General features: G+C 24.9%; 8 protein-coding genes. 5 read left to right on the forward strand and 3 right to left on the reverse strand.

Going from position 1 to position 13,504, the window contains the following annotated elements; translation table 4 throughout:
* Nucleotides 1-136 precede the first annotated feature (136 nt).
* Nucleotides 137-349 carry a hypothetical protein gene (locus tag ACE38S_RS04935; RefSeq protein ID WP_374696645.1) on the forward strand — a complete coding sequence of 71 codons (213 nt, stop codon included), beginning with the start codon at nucleotides 137-139 and terminating at the stop codon, nucleotides 347-349.
* A gap of 3,927 nt (nucleotides 350-4,276) precedes the next feature.
* Here the strand turns inward: ACE38S_RS04935 and ACE38S_RS04940 are convergent.
* From ACE38S_RS04940 to ACE38S_RS04950, 3 genes are all read right to left on the reverse strand, one after another.
* Entirely contained in the window at nucleotides 4,277-4,435 is a 159-nt protein-coding gene (locus ACE38S_RS04940) for a hypothetical protein (protein ID WP_374696646.1), read from the reverse strand.
* 606 nt (nucleotides 4,436-5,041) lie between these two features.
* Nucleotides 5,042-6,742, reverse strand: a complete 1,701-nt coding sequence (locus ACE38S_RS04945; RefSeq protein ID WP_374696647.1) for a lipoprotein — start codon at nucleotides 6,740-6,742, stop codon at nucleotides 5,042-5,044.
* Nucleotides 6,742-8,976 (reverse strand): hypothetical protein, encoded by a 2,235-nt coding sequence (locus ACE38S_RS04950; protein ID WP_374697146.1) that lies wholly within the window; start codon nucleotides 8,974-8,976, stop codon nucleotides 6,742-6,744. The genes ACE38S_RS04945 and ACE38S_RS04950 overlap by 1 nt, the downstream gene beginning before the upstream one ends.
* A gap of 1,344 nt (nucleotides 8,977-10,320) precedes the next feature.
* On the opposite strand from ACE38S_RS04950, the gene ACE38S_RS04955 reads away from it, so the two are divergent.
* The 4 genes from ACE38S_RS04955 to ACE38S_RS04970 all read left to right on the forward strand — a co-directional run bounded on the left by ACE38S_RS04955 (nucleotide 10,321) and on the right by ACE38S_RS04970 (nucleotide 13,462).
* Nucleotides 10,321-10,446 carry a hypothetical protein gene (locus ACE38S_RS04955; RefSeq protein WP_374696648.1) on the forward strand — a complete coding sequence of 42 codons (126 nt, stop codon included), beginning with the start codon at nucleotides 10,321-10,323 and terminating at the stop codon, nucleotides 10,444-10,446.
* Between the two features lie 340 nt (nucleotides 10,447-10,786).
* Entirely contained in the window at nucleotides 10,787-12,016 is a 1,230-nt protein-coding gene (locus tag ACE38S_RS04960; protein WP_374696649.1) for an aminotransferase class V-fold PLP-dependent enzyme, read from the forward strand.
* A complete protein-coding gene (gene sufU / locus ACE38S_RS04965) occupies nucleotides 12,017-12,463 on the forward strand; it encodes a Fe-S cluster assembly sulfur transfer protein SufU (protein WP_374696650.1) in 447 nt (148 codons plus the stop codon).
* 744 nt (nucleotides 12,464-13,207) lie between these two features.
* Nucleotides 13,208-13,462, forward strand: coding sequence for a SufD family Fe-S cluster assembly protein (locus tag ACE38S_RS04970; protein WP_374696651.1), 255 nt, complete (start codon nucleotides 13,208-13,210; stop codon nucleotides 13,460-13,462).
* Nucleotides 13,463-13,504 lie beyond the last annotated feature (42 nt).

The raw sequence follows: 13,504 nt of genomic DNA on the forward strand, positions 1-13,504 counted from the left end.
AAAATAACAAAAATACCATTCATTTAATATTCGGAAAAGCGTGACTTAATTTTTATGATATGTTAAAAACAAAAAATATTTAATTTTAATAGACAAATTTTAATTAATAACGGTATGGTTACACATGACCAATGATATGAATAAAATTGGCAGTCGTAGGAAAAACACATTTAATAACCATAATATCGAAGCAATATATGATGCAAACATACAAAATTATTTTTTATCAAAAAATAGCGAAAATAAAGTCGGAATTATTAAAGATAATGAAAAAGTACTTTATACACAAAATAATAACAAAATAACTTTTAATCAAAACTATATTTTAATTTATGGCAGATTATTATAAATTAAAGAAAATACAGAAATAAAATTAATTAAAACCAGCAAACCAAATGAAACTTATTATTTATATTTAATAATAAAAGTTAATTTATGACAATATGATCCAGTTAATTTAGAAATTAAATACAAATAACGGATCAAACCCAAATTTATAAAATAACAATCTAATTAATAAAGAAAATGGCATTTATGAAACAGCATTAGTTAGTTATCAAACAACATCAAATAATATTACAAATATTAAAGAACTAATAAATTACATTGAAACAAACCAATTAATTAAAAATATTAAAAAAATGAAGATATTAAACAGGAATTTGATAAAAAAGCAGAAAATATTGAAAAACAAATTAATAATGAAATTAATAATATTAAAAGAAAATTAAATATTTAATGGAACAATTCCTTAAAATTATTGCAATTATATTATCATTATTTAATGGTGGGGGCGCTAGTACAATGACGATGTGGTTAAATAAGAAAAATAAAATAATTAAAAGAAATAGTGTTATGGTATTTATAATACCCGTTGTTTTCATTGTTATTTGGTTTTTCACAACTAATTAATGTTTGTTGTACTTATTGTTGTTAATCCGATTGTTCCTAAAATATCAAGTAATTTTTTAATTTTTTTATTTTTTCTCAATTATAAAATAACTGCCTACAGTATTTGTTATAATTTTTCAACCATGGTTAAAATTAGATAAAAAATAATTATTTATTTCTTGAAAATGATTGTAAAAAATATTGATTAAAGTATTAATATTATCATCATTAATTGACCCGCTTAAATCACTATGATCTTATTTATAAAAATTAGTAATTTCTGATTTGATTTGATTTTTAAATTATTGATAATTATTTGTATTTTATTGATAAATTTGTTTAATTTTATCTCATTCATTACTATTAATGTCCTAATTTTAATTAATCATTAGCTAAAAATTTATAGTATTTTTCAATTTCATTATATTGATTACGTGACTAATGTTTAACTGTTTTATAATCATAATTAATTCATCAAATAATAGCAGTTCCTGCAATTGCTAAACCCACATATCAATTACTAATGATAAACCTAGTTGTTTAGGGGGGTTGTGCTAAAAAGAAAGCTGTAGTAGTTTACCCAACTTATTCTCCAATAACCCGCGCGTTGTGTTCCTTTGGTGGCGACAATTGCAGTTTCTTATGCTACTAATAAAGTTTCAGCAGATGTTTTTTTTAAAACCTTCTGATAAAAGTGGGGCGTAATTTACATTGTTTTTCATGTTGATACATCAGCACTGCTCAATGAACAACTAATAGTTATTTTTGTTACAACCACACTAATTATAGCACCAATAACAAATGTGCCAATGACTGTTAATTTATCTTTAAAAACTTTTTTATCATTTTCATATAAGTTTTGATAATGTTGATTGATTTCATTTAATTTTTGTTGTTTTTTGCTTTTGAGGGGGTGTTATATTTATTTATTGCCTTGGCGGTTGTTGTTTATAAATTTGAAATATCTGTGTTTATTTGTTTATTCATGGTATTGTTGTTGCTATTATATTCATTTCCTATACTTATTGATCCTATATTTGTTTCCATTTTTGATTTGACAAAGCAAAATTATAATGACTACCATTAACATGAAATATATTTATGATATTACTTGCATTTTGATTAATTGATTGAAAATAACCATATTTATTTAAACTAATATTATAATTTAAAAAGTTGCTCATTGCTATTATTTCTGGTGTGTCCCAACTAATGTCGAAGGTTGTTGCATTATTTCTAAATAATTTTAAGCAATTTCATTATTTTCTTGAATAAGAGTTATAAGTTTTATTTATGTGTTATTATTGCAATCATTAAGTATATTTTTGTTTAAATTTGAATTAATATAATCAACAACACGATTACGAGAAACAGTTTGCACCAATTTTTAAGTCGTTTCATTTTGATATCATGATTGATTATTATCATTATTTTCTAAATTATAATTTTGTTTTTTAATATTTTTATTACTACTATTAATAGATTTATTAGATTAATTTAAAAACACACTTTTAAATCTACCAAAGTTTGATTAATTTTTTTTTTTTGATTTTGAGTTGTTATGGAATTGTTTTGACTTTATATGCCACTAGCACTGGTTTAATGTTATTGTTCACTAACAATAACATTTTCACTATTTTGTATTTGTTCCATATTTTTAATAATTTCTTTTTTTTAATAAAAAAATTAAGTAAATCAGAATTTTAAATAAATTTATTTTTTATTTCATTTATTTTTTCTTGTGTGGGTGTTGGTAAATTTTCAATTTTATCTTGTATTTTTCTTTTAATTATTTTCATATTTTTGTACTTTTTTTATTTCCTCTTCTATTTTTTTAATGTCTTTAGGGTTAAGTTTTTGTTTTAAAATTTTTGTTATATCAGGATTATTTTGAGAAAATAATTATAAAACAGCAAAATCTAAAATATTTATATTAATCTGAGGATGATTTAATAAATGCTTAATAATATTGATATTATTACATTGAAAAATTGCAATTAATAGTGGGTGTTTTATTAAAAAAACCTAACTTATTTACATCAGCATAATTTTCAATTAATAACTTTGCAATTTATTCATAATCATTATTAATTGCAACATGTAAATGAGTATAATTTTTTATATCTTGTGCATTTATATTAGCATCATTATTAATTAATTATTCAACTATTTATAAACTACAATCTATTTCATCTGAAAAATGTAAATATGTATAATAATTTTTATTTTTTAAATTATGATTATCACCATTTGCAAGTAATAATTTAACAATTTATAAATTATCATCAATTATTACTGCTATTTAAAAGTGATAATCCAATTTAATTTTTAATAATTACATTTACAATTTTTTAATAAAATTTTTTTTGGAAAAAATAAAAACTTTGATTAATAATAAAAGATTTATTAATTTTTCTAAAATTTTTTTTCAATTATTTTTCGATTATTTTTTTCTCAAAAATTATTTTTATTTCATTATAAATATCTTTTTTAATTTTTTTAATAACTTTTTCTTTTGTTAAATATTTTTGGTGCATTTCCTTTTCTTTTTTTGTATTTTAATTTTAAATTATTTTTTGATTAATCTATTCTAGAATTTTTTTAATTTTTTTATCATTAATATATTTATTGTATTTTTCTAATTCTTTTAATAAAAACTTATCTAATCCTATTTTTAAAATTAATTATTTATTTCATTAATTTTGTTAATTTGTTGCTCATATTTTTTCATATTTCTTTTATTTTTGTTTAAACTGGATTGGAAACCCTTTTTATGACACTTTTTATATGGAATGTTGTTTTCTAAATTCAACAGGTATTAAATAATTTAAACTACCATGAATTAAAATATTGTTATATCAATGCACAAAGTTAAATAATTTGTATTTTAATTGGGTTAAATTTATAAATTTTTGTTACTTGATAAATTATGTTTTAAAACTTTTGTAAGTTGTTTCAGAAATAACATTATCATAAGGATAGTCTTTTTTTATTGCTTAATGATTGTTTGGTGTTAAAGTACTTAAGATATTATCAATGATTTTATTTTTAAATTCATTGCCCCAGTCAGTATGAAATAACGTAATTTGTTTTAATGGTCTTGTAATTGAATAAAAGGTTTCTTGCTCTAATTGTACTGTTTTGTTTGTCTCGACACACTATAGCCAATTATTTCACGATTAAACAAGTCAATCAACAAACAAAGGATAATATCAAATGTCATTTACCACCACCTTGAACATATGTTCAATCACTAACAACAACTTCATTGGGTTGTGTGTTATTATTAATTATTAAATTAACAGTTTAAAACGTTGCTAATTTCGTCGTTATTAACCACCAACTTATGATTACAATATTTTAATTTGGTATATTTAGATACTAACTAATTTTTAATCATAATTTGGTGAATTTTTCTTCGCGATAAGATAATATCTTTAAAAATTAAAAAAGCTTTAATTTTACAAGATCCATAAATTTTACGATTGGCATTAAATGCGCTGATAACTTTTTGTTCATAATTATTAACATCAACAATAGCCACATTTATTAATTTGATAGTAATATGTTGATTTTGCTATCTTTAATTTTGATCCTATTTGACCAATTTTTCGCATGGAATATTTTTCTTTATTATTGTTAATAATTTCTATTTTTTATCAACCATCAGCACCGCTTGCTTTAAAAGGTTGTTTTTCATTATAATTGGATTAATTCTTTTTGCAAGGCAATCAAGTCAATTTTCTTCAACAGTGCGATTATTTTTCGCTTTAAAAAATCCAGAATTATGAAATTTTTCAATTAACTAATATATAGTTGATTTTGACACCTTATATTATTTAAAAATTTCAAGAATGGTTTGCTATTTTGATAAAGTAAAACAATTTGTTTTTAAATTCATCGGTATATTAATTTCTTCCTATTTTTATATTCTTACTTTCTTCATAATTATATTTTATTTGAAAGTCCACATAAATATGGTTCAACTTCTTGTAACCTATTAATATAATTCACATTAATAATATATACAAGATGTTATGAAATGAAATAATTTATATTCAAAGCGTAAAGAAAAATATATAATTAAAAAATAGTAAATACTTTTTATTAGTACTTACTAAAATTAGTGCAGTCTTATGCACTCTTTTTTTTAATCTTCTTTTTTAATAATGAATGATCCAATTGCGTCATATAAGATTTGTGAATAAACATTCTCAGAATTATTAGCAAGGGCAAGGGAATATAATCTTGTTTTTGCTGCTGTTTGTAAGTTTTGTTGTTGAGCAAAAGTATATTCAATTCATTTTATGATTTGTCCTTTTGTATTTTTAGTAATGTCAATAGGGGCTCCTTTGTTATTATAAAGTGGGCTTCCTGTTTCATTGTGTGTTCCTAAGTAACCTTTTTCTTTGTATAATCATGATAATGAACGTTTAGCGCCGCCTTGTTGCGCTAACCAAGCTTGGTCTAAATCAGTTGGTATTCCGCCTGAACCATATCAAGTTAATGATAATTTTTTGTTATTTTTATCATCATCTTTATAGTTGATATTCATGTTTTTCATTAAATCAATGGCATAGATTGGTAAAACTAACACAACTGAACCATATCTTTTATTAGCATCTAAGAATTGATAGCTTGAAGGATCTGTTCCCTCGCCAGATTTAATAATTCCCGGAGTTACTGTATCAATAATTTTTTGTTTATATGCATCAGCATTGCTTAGGGTTGTAAAAATATCATTTTTGCTTTTGTCAATTCCTACGAATCCTTTAAATCCACTAATACCAACGATTGGATCAATTCCATCTTTAATCATGTTATCAAATACATTATTTTGTTTATTATTAAATATTTTTGTTAGAGTATCTGTTAAGACATTTTTATAATTAGTTAAATTATAATTTAATTCTTCAACTTTTGCCAAAGGACTGCTTATTGCGAATAATTTATCTAAACTTTCTTTATCTAATTTTAATTCTCAAACCATTTTAAGATAAGATTTTCATCGTGAACCACTAACGGTGTCTCATGATTGAGTGGCATTAAATAAAGCGCTATTTCGATTTAAATAAATTACACTATTATCAATACTTCCATAACGTTTAATTTCGTTTTGGTGTAAATATGTCGCTGTAATAATTTTATCGATAACTGCCGGTACTTCGACGTGAATATAATAATCGTTAAAACGAACTTTTAATGCTGCTTTTTTTTCATTTTCTGACATTGCATTAAAGTCATCATAATTGTTACCAGCACTTTTAATTTTAATTTTAAAGTTATTTTCCTTTTGTTCTTTTCGTGATTTTTTATAATCTACGTTAGATGTACCTGTTCAGAAGTGTGATTGAGTACCGCCAACATATCATTTTTCAGTTTGATAGTCGGGAGTGTATCCTTGTCCGGCGATTGTTGTTTCTAATGGAGTTGAATTAAATATTCCAGTAAAGTATTTTGTACTTAAATTATCAAGGGCTACTTGTTCAACAAAATTGATAAATTGTTTAATTAATAATGAGTCAGGTTGACTAATATCAATTGACACTCCTGTATAACGAGCTCTTGTTGCTTCTTCAGAAGCGTAGAAATATTTTGAAATATTAGTATCTAATAATCTTATTGCTATTTCTTTTAATGCTGCTTTAGTAAAAATATCATTGAAAGAATATTTAACAACACCCGATGCATCTTCTGCATTAATTTGGGCAATAATTCAACTTTTAACTTGATCAGCAATCGCGGGTTCAGTAAATCTTTCAAAAGATTTTTTTGTACAAGCAACAAGGGTTGATGTACTAACATACGAAGTAAGGGATACTACACCTAAAAGGCTTAGTAATTTTTTCATTATCGTATACCTCCTTTATAGTAAATTGCTGGATTTGTCGTTGGACTTATCATTGTTGTAGCACTTGTTTGTGTTAAAAACGCTGTTGTTTCTGCTGCGTTGTTGTTTGCCACGGCGTAATTGGCATTGATTTCTTCATTTCATACTTTTGCGTTGCTAATTTTATGAACAATATCTTTTGTTTTAATTTTAGCCGCTGATCCACCAATTTTATAACCTTCAATTGTTTTGTTTTCTGCCTCAAAACTACTGTATAAACGTTGAACAGTTCCTCCAGCTAAATTAGATGACATCGCATTAATAATTGAAATAAATCAATTGGCACTATTTTGGCCTTCGCCATCATTATTAAAAGTAATAAATTTTTTTAACCACTCTTGCGGGGTTGTATTATTTGTTATAATTTTATTATTAAAGTTATTAAAAAAGTCAAAAATTCATCATCATCATGTTTTATCACCCGCTGAACCAGAACTCGAACTTAAAGTAGCGTATTTTTTAACTTCATCTAAAACTTTAAATTTAAGTTTACTGTTGTTACTATTATTAACTAAGCTACGGTTTATTAGATACCATAAGTATTGAGCATTACTAAATTGAGTATTCATCATTTGTTTTGCTTTATCAGTTGTTATAATTTCTGATTTATCATCCATTGCACCATAAGTATTGCTTGAGTAATTTAAACTTTTGAATTGTCAATCAATATTATAGTATTTATATGACGATGCAGTTGCATTTTGCAAATATTCACGACCATCAATATGAACTAAATTTAAACCATTTGTATCAAAGAAACTAACAACCATATCGCCGCCAACACTTCCAATTGTTCAGTTGGCACTAATTTCGTCACCTTGATTTTTACGACTGATCTTAGTTATTACAGCATCTATATCGGCAGGTGCAGTTTCTCCTATCGCATTAATACTTTCATAAACACTTGATTTTAAAATATTTGATTTAACATAATCAGCTTGTGTACTTAATGTTAATAAGTCACTTGATGGGATAACGGTTCCTTCGCTGTTAGTAACAAAGTCATCTCAGTTTTTAGATGATTTTAAATTTTTTAGATCAGTATTAATTTGTTTTTTTGTTGCTTCATCAAAACTATCTGCTGTAAAGCCGGTATCGGTTGGTGTCACACCTGATTTAAAACCATAAGTTATTTTTGAAATTGCTAATGGTTTTTCATTTTGAAATCATTTTTCAGTCATATATTTTTGAAATAATGAAAGTTGTCCAATATCATATGTTTCACCTAATATTGGTGTTCCAATAGATGTTGCTGTTGAATTTTCAAAAACAGGTGTTGAAACCGGCGGACGATTACCGTTCATATATTCTAAATGGTTATAATTATGTGTTTTTAAATCATTTGCAATTTTGTCAAGACGATTGTCAATCTCATTAATTGTTAATTTACTAAAATCTTCACCAAAAGAATTTTTACTTTTATCTCAAGTAAAAGCTAAGGCTAATTGAATTCGTAAATTTTGATTATTAATATTTCATTCTTTTGCTGATTTTTTATCTTTAAGGAAAGCAGCAAAACCTTTTAAGAGTTCAACTGAACTGTTAGTAGTATTTTGTTTATATACACGCATATTATTATTCAATAAAGTGTTAGTTAACATTTGCGTTGCACTAACACCGCCATCAATTCCTGTTGTCATAATAGCTGCCTTATAATTTTGTTCTTCAATTTCATATTTTTTGTTATCACTAGCACCACTAATATCTTTATAGTTTGAATCTAAAAAATCATGGTATTTTTTTTCTCATTTTTTTTTGTCGCTATCTTTAAAGCTTTGTTTCTTTTTCTCAACAGTTTTATTTGTACTTGTAACCAATAATTCTCATTGTTTATTTAAAATGTTTACTAAGTCTTTATAATCTGCGGTATCAATATTATTTTCTTTATTATTTACAAAGAACTTGCTGGGGTTGGCCAAAATTGCAACACTTAAAATTAATGATAATTGTACTGACATTTTAATTTTAGTAGGTCCATCTCATTTGGTTGGGTTATTTATTCATTTTCCATTTCCCGCATTTACAAATGGATTTTCTAGAACAATTCAAATATCGGGTGAAGTAATTTTTTTTCCCCCAAAAATTCCTGGAATTCATGCTCAAATACTGTCTCCTCCATTTTCATTTTTGTGCTGATTATTTTTATCTTTAGTACTACAACTCGTTGTGACCACGGTTGTGGACACTATTATCATGATGCTCAGTAATGATAATAGTTTTCTCATTTTAGTTCATCCTTCCTTTTAACTTTTTTATTTTTGTACTTTTTGATAAAAAATACTAAATACATTCTATTAAAAAAAATAGAATAAAGTCTATTTTTATTGTACAATAAAAATAGACTTTATTAAAAAAAATAAAGATAATTTTACTTCTGGATTGGCATAAAAATATTCCAAAGGAGGGATTAAAGTGAAAACAATTGAAATAAAAAATCTATTTGTTTCGGCGGATAATTAGGTTATTTAAAATGTTTTAAATTTAACTATTAATATTAATGAAATTAATGATTAATGAGACCTGATGGAAATGGAAAATTAACTTTATTGTCAACAATAATGGAACATCCTAGCTATAACGTTAAAAGCGGGAATATTTTAATTGATGATAAAAGCATTTTAGAAAAACAGTAGGTGAACGAAGCAAAATGGGAATTTTTTTCGCAAGGCAATCACCACTTGAAATTTTGGGAGTTTTTAATTTAGATTTTTAAAAAGCAATTATTAATGCACATCGTGATTTGCCAATTAAGTTACCCGAGTTATATCAAGATATTAATCATAATATTAATAATTTAAAAATTGATGATAGTATGATTCGTCGTTATTTAAATACTGGTTTTTATGGAGGCTAAAAAAATGAAATTTTACAATTAAATTTATTAAAGCTAATGATAGCTTTAATTGATGAAATTGATTTGGGCTTAGATGTTGATGCTTTAAATGTTGTTAGTACCGAATTAAAAAATGCGAAATAAAAATTTTGCGGCAATTGTTGTTTCGCATTATGATCGTTTTTTTTTTTTTTTTATTTAGTTAAACAGACACATGTGCCTGTTATTGTTAAATATAAAATTGTGAAAAGTGACGATTATAGTTTAGTTAAAAAATTAACAAGGAAGTTTACGAATGATTATTACAAATAGTTAAATTTAACTGTGAAAAATAAAAAAATGTGTTTTAATAAATAAACAAGAGATTGTTAGTGATAAATTTAATGTTTATGCAGCAACATCGGAATTAACCGTTAAGAATAAAAACAACCCAGGAAAGTTATTGATATTAATTTTGTTTATAATCTTGTTAATAAAACTTTTTTGTTTTTTAAATTTAACATCAGAAGTAACAATTAACTATAATATTCCTGCGAATAGTCAAAATAGTATTATTAATATTTATAAAAATCATTAATGTTAACAAGCGTCCAATTTTTTTTATAATAAATTATAAAAAACCCAAGTTAATACTTATCACTTAAATATTGTTAATAGTGGTGTTACGAAAAAGGTTACTTTTAATTTGCAAAGGAAACATAATATTTTGAAATATTATTTGGCAAGTTTGTCAACATATGATTATTATAAAAAAACAATTATTTATGCTCATTACTTAGCGTTGAGAACGAAAAGTGAAATTAAGACATGTTCAATTGCTAAAGATAATTAATTACAAACTGTTAAATGTACTAGTAATTTTGAAAAAAAACAATGAATTAATCAAAAGCACATCAAGAATTAAGGTTGTTGGTTTTTGATAAAATTTCAAAAATCATTTATGGTCCAATTTTATTAATTGATGAAAATGATATTAAGGCTAGTAATGCTAATATGGTCGGAATAATTGACCCAGGATAATTATTTTATTTACAAACAAGAGAATTAACAATAACGTAGGCCCGAAAATTAATTTGTATGGGTTGTTTAAAAAATGTAATTGATGCAATTGAAAACGAAGAATTACAAAAAAATATTATTAATGAAATTGATAAAGAGATTGGAGAATAACGATGATTGATTATAAAGAAATTAAAAGAAAATTTCCTTTTTTTAAAAATAATGCTGAACAAATTTATCTTGATAGTGCCGCAACTAGTTTAAAACCACAAGTTGTTATTGATGCGATTGGTGAGTACTATACAAATTATGGAACTAATCCCCATAATATTGATAGTATTTTAGGATATAAAACAAATGTTAAATATGATATTGTTCGTAAGAAAATTCAACAGTTTATTAATGCTAAAAAAGTAACCGAAGTTATTTTTACACCCGGAGCAACATATGGTTTAAATCAAATTGCTTATGGTTTAAGTTCAAAAATTATGAATGGTGATGAAATTTTAATTACAAAACAAGAACATGGGGCTAATATTTTACCGTGATACCGTTTAGCTCAAGAAAAAAAAGCAGTTGTTAAATTTTTACCAGAAACAAATTTTAGAATTAATTTAGAACAATTAGCAAAAATGATTTCTGCTAAAACAAAAATTGTTGCTTTTGCTAACGTACCAAATATTTTAGGATATGAAAATGATCCGACATCCATTATTGCAATGATTAGAAAGATTAATTCAGCGGTAATTGTTGTTATTGATTGTGCTCAAGGGGTTATTCATATGCCAACTGATGTACAAAAATGAGATGTTGATTTTATTACTTTTTCAGCACATAAAATTTTTGGACCCATGGGAATTGGAATTTTATGAGGAAAAGAAAAATTATTATTAGAATTAAAACCTTTAATAGTTGGTGGGGGAATGAATGTCTGAATTGATAGTGATGGTTTAAATTATAGTGTAAAAAAAATACCAGAAAGGCTAGAAGCAGGAACAGCTAATATTGCTGATATTTTTGGATTTGGAGCAGCAATCGATTTTATTAATGCAGTTACTTTGCAAGAAATTATTACATACACCCACCAATTAAAGCGATATGCGATTAAACAGTTTAATGAAAAATTAAAAGATAAAGCAATAATTTATAATGTCGATTCTAAAGCAGCAACCTTAGTTTTTAATATTCAAAATGTTTTTTGCCAAGATGTTGCGATGCATTTAGGAAGTCGGAATAATATTACAGTGCGAAGCGGCGATCATTGTGCCCGTTTAATTGGTGAAGTTATTCCTGAAAAAAATACCGTTAGAGTTAGTTTTTCAATTTATAATAGTTATAAAGATATTGATTTATTAGTATCAGCCCTTGTTGATGAGCAAGATTTTTTAGGTGGGTTGGTTTAAATGGAATTTAATAAAAATAACCCAATGTTTTTACGACAAATTATTATGAACCATTATTCAGAGCCACAACATAAAGGTTTAACCAAAAAACCAGTGGTTTATTCGATTAATCAAGCTTCAGAGTCTTGCGTTGATAACATTTATTTAGAATTAATTATTGAAAAAAATAAGATTATTAGTGCTCGTTTTGACGGTGTGGGTTGTGCCATTTCAATAGCGTCAACGGATATTGTGGCACAAGAATTAGAAGGAAAAACAATTGTGAGAAGTTTAGCAATTATTGATAATTATTTAGCAATGATTTTTGAACAATCATATGATGAAAAAAAAATAAATGATTTAATTGCTTTTATTAATATTCCAAAACAACCGAATCGAATTAAATGTGCCACAATTGGTGTTGATGGTTTTCAAACATTATTATTAGAATTTAAAAGCAAATTATAATTAAAAAATAAAGGAGGCCTTATTAATGCCAAAATTAAAACAAGAAAAATAAATTAAATAAATTTCTAGTTATAAATATTGTTTTAATTACGGAGACATTTTCTACTATAATTTTATACTATAATAATACAGGAAGAAGATATTAATGAGACAATTATTAATGAAATTTAAGATCATTAAAATTAACCAACATTAATGCAAGAATTTTGATTACAATCAAAATCATAATTTTTTAAAAATGAAAAACCCAAGTTAAGGTCAAAATCTCCAATTTATGAATTTTAATGAGTATATTTATTATGTTAAGTCAACAGAACATATTGTGATAAAATGAGAAGAAGCTCCTAAAAAATTAAAGAAACCTTTGATTATATTAGGATTATCAGAGGCAGAACAAAAAAAGAGGGGGATATTTAGCTGGAATTAAAGCCCAATATGATAGTTAATATGTTTGTGGGGTAGTATGTTGAAACAAGTTGAATAAAAGATGATTATTTTTTTTGAAATTGTGATACGGAATTATGAGAACATTCGGAATTATTTAAAAAATATTTTGGAACACTAGTTCCTAATACGGATAATAAATATGCGGCGTTAAATGGGACAATTTGATCGAAGGGATAATTTATTTATGTTACGAAAGGCGTTAAATTAGAAAAACCACTACAAGCTTATTTTCGGATTAATCATCAGAATAGTGGGCAGTCTGAACGAACATTAATTATTATTGACAATAATGTTTAGTTGCATTATATTGAAGGTTATACATCGCCAATTTATTCGCGTGATTCTTTCGTGCAAGCGATTTTTGAAATTTTTGTTGGGAAAAATGCTAAAATGCATTATACCACAGTTAAAAATTGAAGTAATAATATTTTATATTTAGTTACAAAACAGAGTATTGTTGAGGAAAATGGTCAAATTGAATGAATTGATGATAACATTGGTTCAAAAATTAATATGAAATATTCTAGTGTTATTTTAAAGGGGAATATATAGTAAGAGACAATGTATTTAAACTGCTATTGCTAAATAAAATGT

Origin of the sequence: Spiroplasma endosymbiont of Polydrusus formosus, assembly GCF_964263245.1 — a bacterium.
Lineage (GTDB): Bacteria > Bacillota_I > Bacilli_A > Mycoplasmatales > Mycoplasmataceae > Spiroplasma.